Source organism: Massilia soli (assembly GCF_016809835.1).
Classification (GTDB): domain Bacteria; phylum Pseudomonadota; class Gammaproteobacteria; order Burkholderiales; family Burkholderiaceae_D; genus Telluria_A; species Telluria_A soli.
Window position 1 is genome coordinate 94,634 of the sequence record NZ_JAFBIL020000009.1, and the last position, 18,540, is coordinate 113,173.

Here is an 18,540-nt window from a genome sequence, read left to right on the forward strand (position 1 = left end):
CTATCGTCGCGGCGGCGTCAGCACGCTTGGCAGTGCCTTCGGCAGCGTGTCCGGATAGTCGCGGCTGAAGTGCAGGCCGCGGCTTTCGCGCCGGGTCAGCGCGCTGTTGACGATCAGTTCGGCCACGTCGACCAGGTTGCGTAGTTCGAGCAGGTCGGGGGTGATGCGGAAGTTGCGGTAATACTCGTCGATTTCTTCCTTCAGCAGCGAAATGCGGTGCTGCGCTCGCTGCAGGCGCTTGGTGGTGCGGACGATGCCGACGTAGTTCCACATGAACCGGCGCAGCTCGTCCCAGTTGTGGGCGATGACCACTTCCTCGTCGGCGTTGGTGACGCGGCTTTCATCCCATGCCGGCAGCGAAGGCGTGGCCAAAGGCGCCATCGCGGCGATCTCCATTGCGCACGAGCGGCCGATGACCAGGCACTCGAGCAGCGAATTGCTGGCCAGGCGGTTGGCGCCATGCAGGCCGGTGCAGGCGGTTTCGCCGACGGCGTACAGGCCCGGGATGTCGGTGCGGCCAGCCAGGTCGGTGACGATGCCTCCGCAAGTGAAGTGCACGGCCGGCACGACCGGAATCGGTTCCTTGGTGATGTCGATGCCCAGTTCGAGGCAGCGCGCATAAATGGTCGGGAAGTGCTCGACCAGGAATTCGGCCGGAAGGTGGCTGATGTCCAGGTTGACATAATCGAGGCCGCGCTTCTTCATTTCGAAGTCGATGGCGCGCGCGACGACGTCGCGCGGGGCCAGTTCGCCGCGCTGGTCGTGCATCGGCATGAAGCGGGTGCCGGCAGCGGCGCCGGCTTCCGGCGGCAGCAGCAGGCGTCCGCCTTCGCCGCGGATCGCTTCGGTAATCAGGAAGGACTTGGCGAACGGGTGGTACAGGCAGGTCGGGTGGAACTGGATGAACTCCATGTTCGAGACGCGGCAGCCGGCGCGCCAGGCCATCGCGATGCCGTCGCCGGTGGCGGTGTCCGGGTTGGTGGTGTACAGGTAGACCTTGCCGGCGCCGCCGGTGGCCAGCACGGTGTGCTCGGCTTCGACAGTCAGCACACGGCCGGTCTTCTCGTCCTGCACATACAGGCCGTGGCAGCGCGGCTGGCTCGATGGCGGCAGCCCCTGGGCGGCCAGCTTGTCCGACGTGATGACGTCGATCGCGAAGTGCTGCTCGAACAGGCTGATGTTCGGATGCGCGCGCACCTTCTGTTCCAGCGTGACTTGCACCGCGTGGCCGGTCGCGTCGGCGGCGTGGATGATGCGCCGCTCGCTGTGGCCGCCTTCGCGGGTCAGGTGGAATCCCATTTCGGCGCTCGGGTCGCGCGTGAACGGCACGCCCTGGGCGATCAGCCACTCGATCGCGACGCGGCCGTGTTCGACGATGTAGCGCGTGGCCGCCTCGTCGCACAGGCCGGCGCCCGCGACCAGGGTGTCTTCGATGTGCTTCTGGTGGCTGTCGCCAGAATCGAGCACCGCGGCGATCCCGCCCTGGGCCCAGTTGCTGGCGCCGTCGAGCAAGCTGCGCTTGGAGATGATGGCAACTTTGCGGGTTTCGGCGAGGTGCAGGGCGACCGACAAGCCGGCCAGGCCACTGCCAACGATAGCGACATCAAATTTCATGACATTGTTTAGGTTTTGTACAGAAGCATCACTATAGTCCATTTGTCCGCCGCCTGCCTCGCGCCCGCATGGTCAGGTTGCGCTTGTCCCTAGTCAATGCACGAAATGCAAGATTCGGCAATGATACAAATGCCTGCGGTCACTGCGCGGGCGCCTTCCATTGCCGGGAGAAGCTGTGATACGGATCTTCAATCACTACGTTTCCAAGATGGCATTCATCCTGCTGTTCCTGGAGCTATTGATGTTGCTGGCGTCGGCCAGCGTGGCGTCAGCGTTATGGTTTTCCGATGGCCGCGGCCACTTCCGCGCCGACAACCTGTATTTGTCGTCGCTGACCTTTGCCCTGGTCATCATCTTCAGCATGAGCGCGCTGGGCATGTACCAGCACAGTTCGCGCGAAGGGCTGCGCACCACCCTGATCCGCATCATGCCGTCGTTCGGGCTTGGCTTTGCGCTGCTGTCGGCACTGATCGCCGTGCGGCCCGACCTGTACTTCGGGCGCGGCATCAGCATCCTGATTTTCGCGATCGGCGCCACCGGCGTGGTGATCACGCGGCTGGTGGTGTTCAAATCGGCCGCCTCGGCGCTGCTGGAGGCACGCCTGCTGTTCGTCGGCGGCGGCCCGCTGGCGCATGAATGCATTGAGCTGGCCACCAACAAATTCGGCTTCCACCAGTTTCACGTGATTGGCTGCGTGCCGGTCCACGGCGAAGAACACTGCGTGCCGGACTCGCTGCTGCTGCCGGCCGGCGAATCGTTGCTGGCGATGGCGCGCAAATACGAAGCCAGCGAGATCGTCGTCACCGTCGCCAACCGGCGCAGCAGCGCCTTCCCGGTGCGCCAGCTGCTCGCATGCGCGCTGGGCGGCGTGCGCGTGATCGACGCCGCCACCTTCTTCGAGCGCGAAGCGTGCCAGATCAGGCTCGATTCCCTCCAGCCGAGCTACTTGATTTTCGGCGGCGGGTTCGACCAGAGCTTCGTGCGCGCCGCCACCAAGCGCGCGTTCGACCTTGCCGCCAGCGGCCTGATCACCGCGCTGTCGCTGCCGGTGATGCTCGCGACCGCCGCCGCGATCATGCTCGAAGACGGCGCTCCGGTGTTCTACCGCCAGGAGCGGGTAGGGCTCGACGGCCGGATATTCAGCGTGCTGAAATTCCGCAGCATGCGCAAGGATGCGGAGCCGGACGGGAATCCGATCTGGGCGGCGCACGACGATCCGCGCATCACGAAAGTCGGGCGCATCATCCGCAAGCTGCGCATCGACGAGCTGCCGCAGATGTTCAACGTCTTCCGCGGCGAGATGAGCTTCGTCGGGCCGCGCCCGGAGCGCGACTTCTTCGTGCGCCAGCTGGAACGCGACATTGCCTACTACGGCGTCAGGCACAGCATCAAGCCGGGCATCACCGGGCTGGCGCAGGTGCGCTACCAGTACGGCGCTTCGGTGGAAGACGCCATCGCAAAGCTTCAGTACGACCTGTACTACGTGAAGAACAACAGCCTGTTCCTCGACCTGCTGATCCTGATCGATACCGTACAGGTGGTCCTGTTCGGCAAAGGCAGCCGCTAGGAACGCGACACTTGATGTTGACGGAGGACGCTGATGGGCAAGACCAAGCTGCTGGTGGTCGAAGACGACGCAGGCCTGCAAAAACAGCTGCGCTGGAATTTCGACGAGTACGAGGTGGTGGTCGCAGGCGACCGCGAGACGGCGCTGGCGCAGCTGCGGCGCCATCTGCCGCCGGTGGTGACGCTCGATCTGGGCCTGCCGCCCGATCCCGACGGCGCCAGCGAGGGCCTGGCGACGCTGCAGCAGATCCTGGCGCTTGCGCCCGACACCAAGGTGATCATCCTGTCGGGGAACCAGCAGCGCGCCAACGCGCTCAAGGCGGTGTCGCTGGGCGCCTACGATTTCCAGCAGAAGCCTTTTTGCCCTGTGACGCTGGCACTGGTGCTGAAGCGCGCATGCAAGCTGCATGAGATGCAGCAGGAGAACCGGCGCATGCTGCAGATCGAAGCCGAGTCGCCGCTGGCCGGCATCGTGACCCGCGATACCGGCATGCTCAGGCTGTGCCGCGGGGTCGAAAAGGTGGCATCGTCGTCGGCGACGGTGATGCTGCTGGGCGAGTCCGGCAGCGGCAAGGAGCTGGTGGCGCGCGGCCTGCATCGCCTCAGCGCGCGCCATGAGCGGCGCTTCGTGGCGATCAACTGCGCCGCGATTCCGGCCGACCTGCTGGAAAGCGAATTGTTCGGGCACGAGAAAGGCGCGTTTACCGGCGCCGGACAGCAAACGCTGGGGAAGGTTGAACTGGCCAACGGCGGCACCTTCTTCCTCGACGAGATCGGCGACATGCCGCTGTCGTTGCAGGCCAAGCTGCTGCGCTTCCTGCAGGAGCGCGTGATCGAGCGGATCGGCGGGCGCAGCGAGATACCGATCGATGTCAGGGTCGTGTGCGCCACCCACCAGGACCTGGCGACCATGGTCAGCGATGGCCGCTTCCGCGAGGACCTGATGTACCGGCTGCGCCAGATCGTGCTGGAGATCCCGCCGCTGCGCAAGCGCGTCGGCGATCCGGCTTTGCTGGCGCATCACTTCAGGAACCGCTTCTGCCAAGCCGAGGGGCGGCCGCTGATGGCGTTTGCCGACGCAGCGCTGGCGGCAATCGAGGAGTACCAATGGCCCGGCAACGTGCGGGAGCTGGAAAACTGCATCAAGCGCGCCGTGATCATGTCCGACGGCCCGCAGATCGGCGTCGACGACCTTGGCCTGCCGGTAAGCCCGATCCACGAGGCGGCGATCAACCTGCGCGAAGTGCGCGATGCGGCCGAATACAAGGTGATGGTCATGGCGCTGGCGCGCTCGGACGGCAATATTGTCCGGGCGGCCAGCATGCTAGGCGTCAGCCGGCCGACCTTGTACGACCTGATGCACCACCACGGCGTCAAGGCGCAAGTGCCCTAGTCGCCAGCCTTCCAGTAGCCCGCTTCCAGCAGCTTGTTCTTTAATGCCGGCAGCGGGAAGCCGCGTTCGTAAGCCTTGCGCGCGTGCAGCTCGGCTTCGTGGAACTGGCCGCGCATCACCAGCAGGATTCCCAGGTTGTAGTGCGATGCCGGGTCGGCCGCGTCGATGCGTACCGCTTCGCGCATCTGCGCCAGCGCCGCGTCGGCGCGTCCGGTTTCCAGCAGGTGGTTCGAGAACACGACGCGCACCTTGGCGTCATCCGGGCGGTAGCGCACCGCGCGCTCAAAGTAGCAGTCGACCGGCCATGGCGCGCCGATTACCCTGGCGGTGCGTTCACGCTGTCCCAGCCTTGCCATCGCGGCCAGCGCGCGGTGATGGTTCGGATAGTGTTCGAGCGTGGTGGCGATGTTCTCGCCGGGCCGGACCGCCGAGCGTTTGAGCGCTTCGATGTCGGGCGTGAAGTGAAACGCTTCGACCAGCGCCAGGTTGCGGCGGTCGCTGGCATTGGTGTAGTCGCCGCCGACGGCGTACTGCTTGATTTCGCCGCAGCCAGGCGCGGCCAGCGCGGCGAGCAGCAGGATGGCGCCGATCATGCTGTGCCTCGCGCCGCTACCATCTGACGATCCAGTGCGCGGCGACCTGGGCCACCGCATCGCGCCATTCGCGGCTGGCGAACGTATGGTTGGCGAGCGGGATCTCGACCCGCCTGCATTTGAGCTCGTGCTTGCCGATCAGCTGGTCGAACCGGCGCGCGCTATCGTCGGCCCCGCCGAGGATGACCAGCATCTGGCCGTCGAAGCAGGATAAGCCGGCCAGCACGCGCTGCGGCAGTGCTACCGTGTTGTCGGTGGCGGCCTCGCGCAGGTGCTGGCGCAGCGCCGCGGCGCTGGCGGCGAAGTCGACATTGCCGGTCGCGACTTTCTTCCAGAAACCGAGCTCGCCGAGCCGGCCAAGGTAGTACTGGCGTGGCGCCGGCCTGGCTTCGGGCTCGGGTTCATCGATGCGCGGGTTGAGCAAGATGACGCCGCGCACGCGCGCGTCGAGGTGCGCGTACAGCGCGGCGGCGCTGGCCGCCTCGCCCAGGCCCCAGAGGACGACTTCCTTCATCTCGGGCATCTGCATGAAGAACTCGCTCATGGCGGCGCCGATGTCGTCGTCGAGGGTGTCGCAGCGGCGCGGCGCGCCTTCGCTGTCGCCGCAGCCGCGGTGGTCGAAGCGCATGACCGGGATGCCGCGCCCGGCCAGGGTACGCGACAGCAGCGCGAACTGGCGGTGGCCGCCGACCCGGTATTGGGCGGCGTCGGTGATGACCAGCAGGCCGCGGGCGATCGGGCGCTCGGGCACATCGATGATGCCGACCAGGCAGCTGCCGCCACAACAAAAGCGCAGGGCGCGCTGGTCGAATTTCATGGCTCGGCCCCGAATACGGCACTGGTGGCGTCGAGCAGCGCGGGACACTCGGCGTCGTCGATGGGGTTCCAGAACGGCACCCCGTCGACCGGATGGAAGTGGACGCTGGCGCCGCGCTCGCCCCAGCGCCGGGTCAGGCGCGCGGCGCTGGCGGCCAGGCGGGTCGGCGCCGGCGCGCCGGTGGCAAACCAGTGGATCGGGCAGGCCGGCACCGCCATCGCGGCGGCGTCGCAGGCGTCGATTGCCTGCGCCAGCTCGCGCGCCAGCGCATAGCCGCCGACCTCGATGCTGCCGTGCGCGGCCAGGTAGGCGCGCAGCGCGGCGGTGCTGCGCGGCGCTCCGGGCGGCGGATTGTCGCCCTGGGCGATCAGCTGCTCGCGCAGGAAATGGTTGACGCAGCTGCGGCCCTGCATGAAAGGCTGCCACAGGATGATGCCGTCGACCGGCGTGGTGCAGGCGAAGTCGAGGGCCAGCAGGCCGCCCAGGCGCAGGCCCCACAGCTGCACCGGGCCGGCGCTGCGCTGGCGCAGCCAGGACAGCGCCACGTCGAGGTCGCGTTTCCAGATGTCCCAGCGCGCCGCCGAGAAGTCGCCGCAGCTGTCGCCGCAGCCGAACAGGTCGATCTGGAACACCGCGTAACCCAGCGCGGCAAAGCGGCGCGCCTGCAGCAGCGCCATGCGGCGCGTGCGGTTGAGCTCTTCGGCGAACGGATGCACATACAGGATGGCGCCGCGTTCGCGGCGATTGGGATCGGGCGCGTGATACAGGCTGAATCGGGTGCCGGGCTCGGCATCGAAGAAGAACGCTTCCACGCGCGGGGTGGATACCAGCGGGGCGTTCATGGCTCTGGCCTCTCGGTGGGCATGGTGTCTCCTTGTTAATTGCATGAGGGAAAGCGTTGTCATGCCTTCTACCCCTGATCCATTAGACACCCCCGAAAACGTGCTCATCTTGAGTGCGCACAAGCTCGCGCAGACAGCCTAAAAGTTGACCTCTATCAATAACCCGGTGACGGATTTTCACAATGATGGGTTGGTGGCGCCCAGACAGGAGACGACATGGCTGAACTGATACATGAACTGATCGGCGAGAGCGCGGACAAGCGGCCGCTCGCCGAAGCATTGATTGACGGCGCGGTGCGCCTGACCTACCGCCAGCTGGCCGAGCGCGTCGAGGCGGCGGCGCATGGCTTTGCTGCCCTTGGGCTGGAACGCTTCGACCGCGTCGCGATCTTCATCGAGAAGCGCCACGAGGCGGTGGTGGCGATGTTCGGGGCGGCCGCGGCAGGGCTGGTGCTGGTGCCGGTCAACCCGCTGCTCAAGCCGGCGCAGGTGGCGCACCTGCTGCGCGACAGTAACGCGCGCCTGCTGGTGACCAGCCAGGCGCGGCTCGACGGGCTGGCCGGCGCAGGCGGCGCGCTGCCGGACCTGCGCCACGTCGTCGTCGTCGATGGCGACGCTGCGCCGATCGACGGGCTGACCGTCACCGCCTGGCGCGACTGCCTGATCCACGGCCATCGCGGCGCGCTGCACCGGACCATCGAGACCGACATGGCCGCCCTGATGTACACCTCGGGCAGCAGCGGTCCGCCCAAGGGCGTGGTGCTGTCGCACCGTAACCTGGTGGCCGGCGCGTACAGTGTGGCGCGCTACCTCGGCAACAGTCCGGCCGACCGCATCCTGGCGGTGCTCCCGCTCAGCTTCGACTACGGCATGAGCCAGCTGACCACGGCATTCGCCAGCGGTGCGGCGGTGGTGTTGATGAACCATGTGCTCACGCGCGACATCCCGGAGATGATCGACCGCGAGCGCATCACCGGGCTGGCGGCGGTGCCGACCTTGTGGATCCAGCTGGCCAATCTCGACTGGCGCGGGCGCCACCCGCTGCGCTACATCACCAGTTCGGGCGGCTGCATGCCGCGGCCCACGCTGGCGACGCTGCGTGAAGCCTTGCCGCGCACCCGCATCTACCTGATGTACGGCCTCACCGAAGCGTTCCGCTCCACCTACCTGGCCCCGGAACAGGTCGACAGCCGGCCCGACTCGATCGGCAAGGCGATACCGAACGCCGAAGTGCTGGTGCTCGATCCTGAAGGCCGGGCCTGCAAGCCGGGCGAACCGGGTGAACTGGTGCATCGCGGGCCGCTGGTGTCGCTCGGCTACTGGAACGACCCGGTGCAGACCGCGGCGCGCTTTCGTCCGCTGCCGCCTTGCCCGGGCCAGCCGCGCGCCGACGCCGTGGTGTGGTCCGGCGACACGGTGCGCATGGACGACGAGGGCTACCTCTACTTCATCTGCCGCACCGACGACATGATCAAGACGTCCGGCTACCGCGTCAGCCCGACCGAGATCGAGGACGTGCTGTATGCGACCGGCATGGTCGGCGAAGCGGTCGCGCTGGGCGTGGCCCATCCGGTGCTGGGGCAGGCGATCGCGGTGGTGGCCACCCCGAATGCCGAAGGCGTGCCCGATTCGGCCGCGCTGCTGGCGGCCTGCAAGCTGCGGCTGCCGCCGTACATGCAGCCGGCGCTGGTCGAGCTGCGCCCCGGTCCGTTGCCGCGCAACCTCAACGGCAAGGTCGACCGGCGCATGCTGGCGAACGAACTGGCGCACCTGTTTGCCGAGGTTGTTCCGTGAGCGCGGAGCCGGGCTGGCGCAGCCGCCGCGACGACGGCGCGCCGTATCTGTTCGAGGAGCGCGGCGCGCGCGAGGCTGCGCAGCAGCGCCTGGCCGTGATCGCCGCGACGCTGGCGCGCAAGACCGGGCGCCACGGCGCGCCGATGCAGGTGGCCGACGTCGGCTGCGGCGCCGGCGTCCAATGCCGGCTGTGGGCCGCGCGCGGCCACCAGGTCTATGGCGCCGATATCAACAAGGCGCTGATCGCGCTGGCGCGCAAGCGGGCGCGCGAGGCCGGGCTCGAGATCAGCTACGAAGTCGCCTCGGCCACCGCGTTGCCCTGGCCGGACCGCTCGATGGATCTGTGCATCGTCCCCGAATTGATCGAGCACGTGGCCGACTGGCGCGGCTGCCTGGCCGAATTTGTGCGCATCCTGAAACCGGGCGGCGCGCTCTACCTGAGCACCAGCAACATGCTGTGCCCGGTGCAGGACGAGTTCGACCTGCCGCTGTACTCGTGGTATCCGGGGTTTGTGAAGCGCCATTACGAAGACCTGGCCTGCACCAGCCGTCCGGACCTCGCCTGCTACGCGCTGCAGCCGGCCATCAACTGGTTCACCTGGTACGGGCTGCGCAACCACCTGGCGCGCCACGGCTTGCGCAGCATCGACCGCTTCGACATGCTCGAAGCGAGCGCCCAGGGCAGCCCTGCGGCGAGGGCAGCGCTGCGGCTGGTGCTGGCGTTGCCGCCGCTGCGCTTCTGCGCGCATGTGGCCACTCCCAGCACCACGCTGATGGCGATCAAGCCGGCGCCCTGACCAGGTTGCACGCCATGCGCAGCAGCAAGCCACGGGCGCCACGGTCGGGCGGCGTCAGGCGCGGCAGCAGCATCGGGTCGGTATCGTGGCGCGCCGCGCCGCCCGCGCTGGTGACGGCCGCGTCGAAGCCCTGGCTGCGCAGCATGTCGACGTGGCGCAGCTCGAAGTCCTGTCCGGGCTTGCCGCTCGGGTAGGCAAACAGGCGCACCGGCGCCTGGATAATCTCCTGCAGCCTGGCGCGTCCGTTGGCGATCTCGGCGCGCGCATCGGCGTTGGAAATCGAGGTGAGCACCGGGTGGCTGACGGTCTGGGCGCCGATTTCCATGCCGGAGCGGTGCAGGGCCAGCACCTCGTCGGAGGTCATCATGGTCGGCACGAAGCTGCGCGCCATGCTGCGGATGCGTTCAAGGCGTTCACCGTGCGGCAGCCGGCCCAGCGTGTCGACCAGCATGTCGATCACCGCGCGCCGCCGCACCGGACAGCCCAGGTCATAAGTTGCGAAGCCGCTCGACGTCAGGTTCAGGCGGTCGCCGGTGGCGCTGCGCACCACATCGATCACCGCGTCCTTCCACATGCAGCCGCCGTCGAGAAAGCCGCTGGCGACGAAAAACGTGGCCGGCACCCGGTGACGCTGCAGGATCGGCAGCGCCACCGAAGCATTGTCGGCGTAGCCGTTCTCGAACGCGATGCAGGCGGCGCGCGGCGGCAGCGAGCGATCGCGCAGGCGGCGCACCGCGTCACCGAGCGGCATCAGGCGGAACCAGCGCGCGAGCACCTTGAGCTGCTGTTCGAAATGCCGGGCGTCGAGCTGCTCCGGGAACAGCGGGTCGGGCCTGGCGAGGACGCGGCGGTAAATCAGGATCGAAAGCGGTACTTGCATGGAGCGAGTCCGGACTGGTGAAGGGAAGGCGGGCGGCGCCCGGTCCGTTGATGTCTGTCAACGTTTCAGCGAAGCCGGCCACTACACTGAATTGAAACAGGTGCATCGAATATAGACCGGGCGCGCAGCACATCTGTTGAGCCTGCTCATGCCGCAAACCCTTTCCACGTGGAGATATCTATGCGTATCGGCATTTTGTCGTACCCGATGCTGTTCCAGCGCGAGGGCAGCTTGCAGATCCAGATCCGCGAGACCATCCGTTCGCTGAACCGGCTGCACGGCATCGACGGCGAGGCGCTCTCGGTGGAGCTGGTCGATCCGTGCCGCGGCAGGTTCGATGCGTATGACCTGATCCACGTCTTTGCCGCCGTCCACGGCAACCACCGGATCGTCGAAGTGGCGACCGAGCTTGGCGTGCCAGTGGTGCTGTCGCCGCTCATTTCGCCGGGCTGGAACCGCTCCAGCGGCACCCGCGCCCGCGTCGCCGACCGCCTGCTCGGCAACCTCACCGCGTGGAATGTCGAAACCAGCTACGCGCAAACGCGCCGCGCGCTGCAGGTCGCCACCCTGATCGTCGCGCTGGGCGAAGCGGAAAAGCGCGCCATTGGCGAGGCCTTCCTGGTGCCGGCGGCGCGCGTGCGGGTGTTCCCGAACGGGATATCGCCCCAGTTCTTCAATGCCGACGGCGCATACTTCCGCGCCCGCACCGGCATCGAGGGGCCGTTCGTGCTGATGGTCGGCGCGATCGCGCCGCACAAGGACCAGCTGGGCATGGCGCACGCGCTGTCGGAGATGGCGCTGCCGTTCGTTCTGGTAGGCGAAGCCCAGGAACGCGACCAGGATTACCTGGCGCAGGTTCGCCAGGTGCGCGGCGTGACCTGCCTGGGCAAGCTGCGCCATGACGATCAGCTGCTGGCCAGCGCGTTCGCGGCGGCGGCGGTGTTTGCGCTGCCGGGCCAGACCGAGGTCCAGCCGATGCCCGCGCTGGAAGCTCTGGCCGCCGGCACGCCGGTGGTGAACAGTTCGGGCAGCGACCTGACCATCGCCAACGCCGGCTTCGCGATCCGCACCGTCGCGCCCGGGGACACGAGCGGCATCAAGCGCGCGGTGCTCGGCCTGATCGAGGAACCGCCGAAGCGCGCGGCGGTGCGCTCGCTGGTCAGCGAGCTGACCTGGGACCGGATCGCCGAACGCATCGCGCGCTGCTATGTCGAGGTGGTCAGGGCCAGGCCGCGCGGTGCGCCAGGCGCCGGCCTGGTTCAGCGCGAGACGCCCTCGAGCAGCCGCCTGTACACCGGCCCGTAACTGCGCGCGGCCGCTTCCCAGCTACGCTCGACTGCCGCGAACTGGCGCGCGCGTTCGCGCAGCGGCTGCATGCAAGCGGGCTCGGACAGCAGCGCATCGACAGCGTCCACCAGGCCATCGACGCTTCCTGCTTCGAACAGCACGCCGTTGCGTCCGTGGTCGATCAGTTCGCGATGCGGCGCGATGTCCGAGGCCAGCACCAGCGTCCCATGCGCCATCGCTTCGAGCGGCTTGCGCGCCGCCGCCATCGAGCGGGTCGGCGGCGCGGCGAACAGCACCAGGTCCGCCGCCGCGTAGATGGCGGCCAGGTCGTCCGGTTCGAGCTGGCCCGGGAATAGTACCGCTGCGCCGTGGCCGGCGGCGAAGTTCAGCAGGTGTCCCTGGGCCGGTCCAGCGCCCGCCACCACCAGCCGCAACGCCGGGTGCGCGCGCAGCAGCGGCGCCATCGCCGCGGTCACCAATTGCTCGTCGAGCGGCCCGACGCAGGCGATCAGCGGTCCGCCGCGGCCGGGCAGGTAGTCCGGCCAGGCGCTCCCTGGCGGGCGCGGCAGGTCGGTCGCAGGGGCGATGGTGTCGACGCGCTGCGGCGCGACCCCGCGCGCCAGCAGGGCGGCGCGCAGCGCCAGGCTGTCGGTGACCACCGCCGCGGCGAGGCGGGCGACGTAGCCGTCCAGGATGGTCCTGCTGGCGCCGTGGATCTCAGCCAGCACCGGCACATCGCTGCGCCAGCCGGCCCACAGGGCCGCGAGCGCATTGATCGCCGGCGGGTGCGCATGCAGGATGTCGGGGCGCGACAGCCGGATCGCGTGGCGCAGGCGGCGGACGATGCGCCGCACCAGCAGTATCGGCGGCAGCCAGTCCGGCCCCGGCGCGGTACGGATGAAGTGCCAGCCGTCGCGGTTGCGGTCCTCGGTCTCGACCTTGCCCTGGGCCGGGCCGGTCAGCTGGATCGTGTGCCATCCGAGCGCACGCTGCTGCCGCAGCAGCGACAGCGTGCGATGCGAATAGGCGCTGTGGACCGGGACCGAATGATCGAGCACGTGCAGGATGCGCATGTGCCGGTCCGGTTCAGGCGCGGTTGGCGAGGGCGTGCGGGCAGGGCGGCGGCTGGGTCAGCGAATCGTAGACCGCCATATAGCCTTGCGCCATCGCGGGCAGGCTGTGCTGGGCGATGACCTGGCTGCGCGCGCGCATGCCGTGGCGCGCGCCCATCTCGGGAATCCGGCAGTAATCGGCGATCGCGGCGGCCATCAGGTCGGGCGACTGGGGCGGCACCAGTATGCCGGTAAAGCCGGGGCGTACCAGTTCGGTGTTGCCGCCGACCGCGGTGGCGACGACCGGCAGGCCGGTGGCCATGGCCTCGAGGATCGTGTTGGAGCTGCCTTCGGCCAGCGACGGCAGCACGAACAGGTCCATCGCCCGCATCAGCTGCGCGATATCGCCGCGCTCGCCGGGCAGCCAGGCCCGGTGCGAGGCGCCGGCGCGGGTCAGCATGTCCATGCATTCGGCGCGCGCGGGACCATCGCCGACGATCAGCAGGCGCAGGCGCTGGTGGGCCGGGTGCGGCGAGGCGATCAGGCGCAGGAACGCGTCGACCAGCGTCACGTGGTTCTTGACGTCGACCATGCGCCCGACACTGCCGATGACGAAAGCGTTCTCCTGCATGAAGCCGGCCGGGCCGATGGCCGCGGGCGGTCCCAGGCGCGGATGGAACTGGATGCTGTCGACGCCATTGGCGATCTGCGAGACGCGCTCCGGTTCGGCGCCGACGCTGTCGATCAGCCAGTGTTCGAGATCGGCGCTGACGGCGATGAAATGGCCGATCAGCGGCCGCAGAACCCGGCGCAGCAGCTGGTACTTGAGTCGCTTGCCGTACAGGTCGAACATGTCGCGTCCATGCTCGCCGTGCACGCGCAGCTTGACGCCTGCCAGCGCGGCGACCAGCTGGCCCTCGAGGCCGCACAGGTTGCGGGTGTGGATCAGGTCCGGCTGCAGCGCGCGCAGCGCCTTGAACATGCGCAGGTAGTGGCCGAAGTCCTTGCCTTCGCGCTTGTTCAGGCTGATGATCTCGACGCCGCGCGTGTGCAGCTGCGACTCGAAGTCCGAATAGTCCTTCAGGCAGACGATCGCATGGCGGTAGCGGTCCGCCGGCATGTGCTTGATCAGGTTGATGAGGCCATTTTCGAATCCGCCAGCATCGAGCTGGTGAATCAGGTGAACTACCAGCCTTGGCTGTTCAAAAGACACTGTCATGATCGGCTCCGCACGGTTTGGACGGCCGCTTCACTACGCGTGAAGCCGTGCCAGCGCGGCCGCGGCTGGCTTCGGAAAACAGGTGGGGCAGCGCCAGGCAGCAACGGGAACACGTCGTCGATGCTGCCCCAGCGAAATTGGCCGGCCAGCGCGAGCAGGCGCGCTTCGGTGCGGCCGAGGTTGGCGTAATGGCCGAGCCGCGCCGCCAGTGGCATGCCGGGAATGCGCGGCTGGCCGGGATCGAGTTCCCATGCGCTGAAGCCGAACACGGCGGGCTGGCCCTCGGTGCGGTTCACGTGGCGCAGCAGTGCGCGCGAGAGCGCATAAGGCAGCAGGCGGAATCCGCTGCCGCCGCCGGCGGGAAGGTTGCAACCGAATACGCGCGCGGTCGACAGCGGCAGCTCGAGGATGCCGGATGGGCCGGCCGGGAAACAGGCGAATCGCGGCGCGTCGGCGGGCCGCCGGCGCAGCAGCGGATAGCTGCTGGAACTGTAGCGGTAGCCGCTGTGGTAGAGCGTGTCGAGCGCCCAGCGATGTTGCGGGCCGATCGAGCAGGCTGGCGCGCGGTAGCCAAGGACTGCGGCGCCGCACAGGTCTTCCAGCACGCCTTTGCTGCGCAGGATGTCGCGGCGGAACTGCACGCGCGTCTGGCTCGACGCCTTGTCGTTCGCATAGCCGCGGCTGGCGATTTCGTGGCCGGCCGCGCCGATCGCCCGCACCATCGCCGGATGGCGGCGCGCGATCCAGCCGAGGATGAAAAAGGTGGCGCGCACCTGGTGCTGGTCGAGCAGGGCCAGCACGGTGTCGATGTTGCGTTCGATCCGGCTCGGCATGCCAGGCCAGGCGCCGTGCGGCGCGAGCCCAGCGACGGCGCCGGCGTGGAAGTAGTCCTCGACGTCGACCGTCATCGCATTGCGGATGCTGTCAGTCGTAGTAACCATAGTAGTCACCCCCGGGGAAGGACCGCGCCTTGTTGCAGATAAGGCTGATGTGCGGGCAGTGGTCGAGCCGGCGCAGGGCCTCCTTGACGGTGCCCTGGGTGGTCGCTTCGGCCTCGATGACCATCACCACCTGCCCCATCTGCGCTGCCAGCACGCTGGCCTCGGTGGTAAGGAGCAGCGGCGGCGAGTCGAAGATGACGATCCGGTCGGGGTAGCGGTTGCTGATTTCGACCAGCAGCGCGCTCATGGTCTGGCTGGCCAGCAGCTCGGTCGCATGCTTGTTGTTGCGGCCTGCCGGCAGCAGGCTGAGGGTGTCGATATTGGTCTTCAGGATGACGTCGGCCACGCCCAGTTTCTCGCTCAGCAGGATATCCATCAAGCCCGGCGCCGCCCCCAGTCCCAGCACCTTGAGCACCGAGGGGCGGGCCACGTCGGCGTCCACCAGCAGCACGGTGTGGTCCTTTTCCATGGCGATGCTCATGGCCAGGTTGATCGCGCAATAAGTCTTGCCTTCGCCCGGCAGCGCGCTGGTGACGACGATCAGGTTGCGGTTGGCGGTTCCGCTGGCGGCGTGCAGCGCATTGCGCAGCAGCGGGCGCTTGATGATGCGGAAGTCCTCGGCGGCGCTGGTGCGGCCGCCATCATGCGTCACCATGCCCATCTGGTGCAGGCGCGCCAGGTTGATGTCGACGTAGCGGCGCGGATCGTGGCCGTGCTCCGGCTCGGCCAACAGCGCGCCGCGTTCGTGTTCATGCTCGTGCGTGTCTGGAGTGTGCATGTCAGTCCCTCGTTGGCGCGTCAGCTATTTCAGGAGAGCGGAGGCGATCATGGCTCCGTACATCGCCGCCAGCCCGGCAATCGCGGTGGCGAACAGGTACTGGCCGCGGCGCCGCTTGATCGTTTCGGCCTCGGTCCAGTTCATCGACACCGTACCCAGCACCGGCAGCCCGGTGATCTCGCGCATGACGCCAGGGCCGAGGAAGGCCGGGCGGCTCTGGCTGATCAGGAGCGCCACGCCGGGGCCGGCGACCAGCGCCGCCAGGAAGGCGATGCTGTAGAACAGCAGGCGGTTCGGGCCGATGGGGGCGATCGGCATGGTGGGCGGGTCGATGATCTTGAAGGACATCATCTCGGTCGTCGATGACAAATCGCCCGACAGCTTGGCCGCTTCGCGCCGCCCGATCAGCTTTTCATAATTGTCCTTGTTGATCTCGTAGTCGCGGTTCAGCTGCGCCAGCTGCGATTCGACTTCCGGCACCGCATTGCTCTGCGCGAGCAGGCGGGCGTGGCGCACCGTGTATTCGTTGACGCGCGCAGTCATCGCCGCCACCCGCGCGTCGGCTTCGGTCAGCGCGACCTTCAGTTGCTGCAGCATGGGGCTGTAGTTCCTGCCCGCGTCGCCATCGCTCATCTTGAGCTTGTTGTCTTCGACCTTGCGCGCTTCGAGCTGGGCCAGCAAGCGGCGCGCCGACAGGATGTCCGGATGCTGCTCGGTGTACTGCAGGCGCAGCGCATCGAGGCTCTTGTTGATGGCCGCGATGCGGGTGTCGATTTCAGGATTGGGCAGCGCGGCCGGACGCTGCTCGATGCTCAGCAACAGCGCGTCGCCCGTGACCTGGGCCTTGATGGCGGCGCGGGCCTGTTCGGCTTCGAGCAGTTCCAGCCTGGCCGCGCTCAGGTGATCGGCGGCGATCGCCAGCTGGGCGCCGTAGTCGACGCCCTGGCGCGGCAGCAGGGTGCTGTTGCGCAGCTTGAATTCCTTGACCATGTTCTCGGCGGCGATCAGGCGGTCTTCATAGTTCTTGATTTGCTCGTCGATGAACTGGACCGCCTTTTGCGAGTCGCCGCGCTTGCCCTTGAAGCTGCCTTCGACGAAAATCGTCAGCAGCGACTGCACCACGTCGCGCACCAGCTTCGGATTGTTGTCCTGATAGCTGATCGCATAGATGTCGTAGGCCGCCGTCCCGGTGATCTTAATCTTCGACATCAGCTGCTCGACCTGCTTCTCGTGCTCGCGCGCGGTAGTGGCGCGCACGTCCAGGTCGACCATGCGCATGACCCGTTCGACATTTGGGCGGCTCAGCAGCGTGCGGCTCATGATGGCCACCTGCTGCTCGACGTTCGGCACGCTGGTCATGTTCGACAGCAGCGGCTTGAGGATGGTCTGGGTATCGACAAACACGCGCGCGGTAGTCTGGTATTCGTCGGGCATCGAGTAGGCCTTGATCCAGCCGCCCATGGCGACCAGCCAGGCGACCGCGACGGCATGCCAGCGATATTTCCAGATGCCCCGAATGCTCGACAGCAGCTGGCTGATGAAGTCCTCCATTCTGTCGACCTCCGTAGTCGTGCGACCAGAAGCGCATGCCTCGCTCCGCACATGTGTCCGATTATATGGCGTGTGGGCAACCAAAATCGGCTACCTCTGCCGCCGTTGATTCGCATCAAAAATGTCGAGACGGGAAAAAATGGGGCCGGTCAGCTGCGCGGCCGACCGGCAAATGCGCGTTCCAGCAACGCGGCATCAGAGCCCCTGCGGCGGCTTGGCGCCTACATCCCCAGCAGGCCCAAACCGCTTGGCAAGCAGGTCTGAAGGCCCTGGCGTGACCATGACTGCCCGGCCACGAATTATTCCACTGCCTGCTTGCGGCGGCGGCCGAACGCCGTCATTCCCAGCAAGCCGATACCGAAGATCGCCAGGGTGGCCGGCTCCGGTACGGCCTGCGTGTCCTGCAGGGCGTTGGCCAGCGTGTTGTGCTGGATCGTGATCTGGTAGGTGCTGGCGATGCTCAGCATGCCGGTGGTCGCGCTGAACGAACCGGTACCAGGGTTGTAGGTCGTGGTGCCGGGGAAGCCGTCGGTACGGCTGACATTGCTAAACGCGTTGAGCTCGTTTGGAGCGTAGGCGAACACCGTCATGCCGGTGGTCATGTCAACAATGTTGATGCTCCACGATAGCCGCGCATTGGCGTTGGTGGTGGGGGAACCATCGGCCGACACGTACGCCTGGGTGAAGGGGGTGGCGTTGAATGCGATCGTCATCGAGTCGGCGGCGCCGAGGGTGAAGCTGAAGGTGGTAGAAGTTCCGACATCGGAGTTGCCCGATGCGACACCGTTGACCGCCAGCGACGCATCGGCGCGGGTTGCTGCCGTTGCGCCGGCAGGCATGGCGCCGATGGTAATCGAACTGCCGCTCAGGTTCTGGTCGGCGTAGCCGAAGGTGCCGGGCACCGGGGGCGCGCTGCTGAACGGGGTGAAATTGTTTTCCGGCAGGGCTGGATTCGGATTGCCCACCGTCTGGTGCGCGACGTCCGGGTTGACGCCGCTCAAAATGCCGAACGACTGTGCGCCGTTGGCAAACACGCCATTGAGCGAAGCGGTTGCGTGTGCATCGTTGGTTCCGGTCAGCATGCCAAAGTCGGTCACGCTGTAAGGCGTACCGGACGAATGCAGCAAGCGGAAGTTATCGATGACGAGGATGGACTGGGCAAACGCATCGGCTCGCGCGCTGCCCATCCCACCGATGGCGATGCTGGCGGCCATGGCCGTCAGCAGCATGGTTTTGCGTACGATCTTCATGTCACTCTCCTGTTGGGGATGAAACTGGATTTCTGGGACGACACCTTGCCGCCTTGCCTTAGCTAATGCAGCTTCCGTGCCAAGCCAATTTCCCCAACAAAATCAACCACTTGACATCACCGTCCTGGACTTGGCAACTGAGCCATACCGGTGCTGGAAAAAATCC

16 protein-coding genes are annotated in these 18,540 nt (G+C 67.3%); 5 read left to right on the top strand and 11 right to left on the bottom strand.

Annotation, left to right across the window (positions count from 1 at the left end; all coding sequences use genetic code 11):
• Nucleotides 1-1,614, bottom strand: a complete 1,614-nt coding sequence (gene nadB / locus I4X03_RS20865; RefSeq protein WP_223470238.1) for an L-aspartate oxidase — start codon at nt 1,612-1,614, stop codon at nt 1-3.
• A gap of 208 nt (nt 1,615-1,822) precedes the next feature.
• Here nadB and I4X03_RS20870 point away from each other — a divergent pair, with 208 nt between their 5' ends.
• Nucleotides 1,823-3,181, top strand: a complete 1,359-nt coding sequence (locus tag I4X03_RS20870) for a TIGR03013 family XrtA/PEP-CTERM system glycosyltransferase (RefSeq protein ID WP_223470240.1) — start codon at nt 1,823-1,825, stop codon at nt 3,179-3,181.
• A 33-nt stretch (nt 3,182-3,214) separates the two neighbouring features.
• Nucleotides 3,215-4,573 (top strand): PEP-CTERM-box response regulator transcription factor, encoded by a 1,359-nt coding sequence (gene prsR / locus I4X03_RS20875; RefSeq protein WP_223470242.1) that lies wholly within the window; start codon nt 3,215-3,217, stop codon nt 4,571-4,573.
• Here the strand turns inward: prsR and I4X03_RS20880 are convergent.
• The 3 genes from I4X03_RS20880 to I4X03_RS20890 are packed head-to-tail and all read right to left on the bottom strand — an operon-like array spanning nt 4,570 to nt 6,825.
• Complete coding sequence (locus I4X03_RS20880) at nt 4,570-5,166, bottom strand: ABC transporter permease (protein ID WP_223470244.1); 597 nt, start codon at nt 5,164-5,166, stop codon at nt 4,570-4,572. The two genes, prsR and I4X03_RS20880, sit on opposite strands and share 4 nt — an antisense overlap.
• A 16-nt stretch (nt 5,167-5,182) precedes the next feature.
• The gene (locus I4X03_RS20885) at nt 5,183-5,983 is read right to left on the bottom strand and encodes a hydrolase 1, exosortase A system-associated (protein WP_223470246.1); all 801 of its coding nucleotides are present in this window, start codon (nt 5,981-5,983) and stop codon (nt 5,183-5,185) included.
• Nucleotides 5,980-6,825, bottom strand: a complete 846-nt coding sequence (locus I4X03_RS20890; RefSeq protein ID WP_223470272.1) for a hydrolase 2, exosortase A system-associated — start codon at nt 6,823-6,825, stop codon at nt 5,980-5,982. The genes I4X03_RS20885 and I4X03_RS20890 overlap by 4 nt, the downstream gene beginning before the upstream one ends.
• Nucleotides 6,826-7,041: 216 nt before the next feature.
• Here I4X03_RS20890 and I4X03_RS20895 point away from each other — a divergent pair, with 216 nt between their 5' ends.
• The gene (locus I4X03_RS20895; RefSeq protein ID WP_223470274.1) at nt 7,042-8,619 is read left to right on the top strand and encodes an acyl-CoA ligase (AMP-forming), exosortase A system-associated; all 1,578 of its coding nucleotides are present in this window, start codon (nt 7,042-7,044) and stop codon (nt 8,617-8,619) included.
• A complete protein-coding gene (locus I4X03_RS20900) occupies nt 8,616-9,416 on the top strand; it encodes a class I SAM-dependent methyltransferase (protein ID WP_223470276.1) in 801 nt (266 codons plus the stop codon). Before I4X03_RS20895 ends, I4X03_RS20900 begins: the two co-directional genes overlap by 4 nt.
• Here I4X03_RS20900 and I4X03_RS20905 read toward each other — a convergent pair.
• Nucleotides 9,400-10,296 carry a polysaccharide deacetylase family protein gene (locus I4X03_RS20905; RefSeq protein ID WP_223470278.1) on the bottom strand — a complete coding sequence of 299 codons (897 nt, stop codon included), beginning with the start codon at nt 10,294-10,296 and terminating at the stop codon, nt 9,400-9,402. The genes I4X03_RS20900 and I4X03_RS20905 overlap by 17 nt on opposite strands.
• Nucleotides 10,297-10,476: 180 nt before the next feature.
• Here I4X03_RS20905 and I4X03_RS20910 point away from each other — a divergent pair, with 180 nt between their 5' ends.
• Nucleotides 10,477-11,601, top strand: coding sequence for a glycosyltransferase (locus I4X03_RS20910; RefSeq protein WP_223470280.1), 1,125 nt, complete (start codon nt 10,477-10,479; stop codon nt 11,599-11,601).
• On the opposite strand, the gene I4X03_RS20915 is transcribed toward I4X03_RS20910, so the two are convergent.
• From I4X03_RS20915 to I4X03_RS20940, 6 genes are all read right to left on the bottom strand, one after another.
• Nucleotides 11,556-12,656: a glycosyltransferase family 4 protein gene (locus tag I4X03_RS20915; RefSeq protein ID WP_223470282.1), complete on the bottom strand. Its 1,101-nt coding sequence runs from the start codon at nt 12,654-12,656 to the stop codon at nt 11,556-11,558. The two genes, I4X03_RS20910 and I4X03_RS20915, sit on opposite strands and share 46 nt — an antisense overlap.
• 13 nt (nt 12,657-12,669) lie before the next feature.
• Nucleotides 12,670-13,854 carry a TIGR03088 family PEP-CTERM/XrtA system glycosyltransferase gene (locus tag I4X03_RS20920; RefSeq protein WP_223470284.1) on the bottom strand — a complete coding sequence of 395 codons (1,185 nt, stop codon included), beginning with the start codon at nt 13,852-13,854 and terminating at the stop codon, nt 12,670-12,672.
• Entirely contained in the window at nt 13,851-14,795 is a 945-nt protein-coding gene (locus tag I4X03_RS20925; RefSeq protein WP_223470286.1) for an XrtA system polysaccharide deacetylase, read from the bottom strand. The genes I4X03_RS20920 and I4X03_RS20925 overlap by 4 nt, the downstream gene beginning before the upstream one ends.
• Nucleotides 14,779-15,573 (bottom strand): XrtA-associated tyrosine autokinase, encoded by a 795-nt coding sequence (locus tag I4X03_RS20930; RefSeq protein ID WP_223470288.1) that lies wholly within the window; start codon nt 15,571-15,573, stop codon nt 14,779-14,781. The genes I4X03_RS20925 and I4X03_RS20930 overlap by 17 nt, the downstream gene beginning before the upstream one ends.
• A gap of 24 nt (nt 15,574-15,597) precedes the next feature.
• A complete protein-coding gene (locus I4X03_RS20935) occupies nt 15,598-17,124 on the bottom strand; it encodes an XrtA system polysaccharide chain length determinant (RefSeq protein WP_223470290.1) in 1,527 nt (508 codons plus the stop codon).
• Nucleotides 17,125-17,423: 299 nt separating this feature from the next.
• Complete coding sequence (locus tag I4X03_RS20940; protein WP_223470292.1) at nt 17,424-18,374, bottom strand: EDSAP-1 family PEP-CTERM protein; 951 nt, start codon at nt 18,372-18,374, stop codon at nt 17,424-17,426.
• Nucleotides 18,375-18,540: the final 166 nt, after the last annotated feature.

Bases quoted from the DNA above. Each gene is read 5' to 3' on its own strand.
- nadB (WP_223470238.1), bottom strand. From the start codon at position 1,614: ATGAAATTTGATGTCGCTATCGTTGGCAGTGGCCTGGCCGGCTTGTCG.
- I4X03_RS20870 (WP_223470240.1), top strand. From the start codon at position 1,823: ATGGCATTCATCCTGCTGTTCCTGGAGCTATTGATGTTGCTGGCGTCG.
- prsR (WP_223470242.1), top strand. From the start codon at position 3,215: ATGGGCAAGACCAAGCTGCTGGTGGTCGAAGACGACGCAGGCCTGCAA.
- I4X03_RS20880 (WP_223470244.1), bottom strand. From the start codon at position 5,166: ATGATCGGCGCCATCCTGCTGCTCGCCGCGCTGGCCGCGCCTGGCTGC.
- I4X03_RS20885 (WP_223470246.1), bottom strand. From the start codon at position 5,983: ATGAAATTCGACCAGCGCGCCCTGCGCTTTTGTTGTGGCGGCAGCTGC.
- I4X03_RS20890 (WP_223470272.1), bottom strand. From the start codon at position 6,825: ATGAACGCCCCGCTGGTATCCACCCCGCGCGTGGAAGCGTTCTTCTTC.
- I4X03_RS20895 (WP_223470274.1), top strand. From the start codon at position 7,042: ATGGCTGAACTGATACATGAACTGATCGGCGAGAGCGCGGACAAGCGG.
- I4X03_RS20905 (WP_223470278.1), bottom strand. From the start codon at position 10,296: ATGCAAGTACCGCTTTCGATCCTGATTTACCGCCGCGTCCTCGCCAGG.
- I4X03_RS20910 (WP_223470280.1), top strand. From the start codon at position 10,477: ATGCGTATCGGCATTTTGTCGTACCCGATGCTGTTCCAGCGCGAGGGC.
- I4X03_RS20915 (WP_223470282.1), bottom strand. From the start codon at position 12,656: ATGCGCATCCTGCACGTGCTCGATCATTCGGTCCCGGTCCACAGCGCC.
- I4X03_RS20920 (WP_223470284.1), bottom strand. From the start codon at position 13,854: ATGACAGTGTCTTTTGAACAGCCAAGGCTGGTAGTTCACCTGATTCAC.
- I4X03_RS20925 (WP_223470286.1), bottom strand. From the start codon at position 14,795: ATGGTTACTACGACTGACAGCATCCGCAATGCGATGACGGTCGACGTC.
- I4X03_RS20930 (WP_223470288.1), bottom strand. From the start codon at position 15,573: ATGCACACTCCAGACACGCACGAGCATGAACACGAACGCGGCGCGCTG.
- I4X03_RS20935 (WP_223470290.1), bottom strand. From the start codon at position 17,124: ATGGAGGACTTCATCAGCCAGCTGCTGTCGAGCATTCGGGGCATCTGG.
- I4X03_RS20940 (WP_223470292.1), bottom strand. From the start codon at position 18,374: ATGAAGATCGTACGCAAAACCATGCTGCTGACGGCCATGGCCGCCAGC.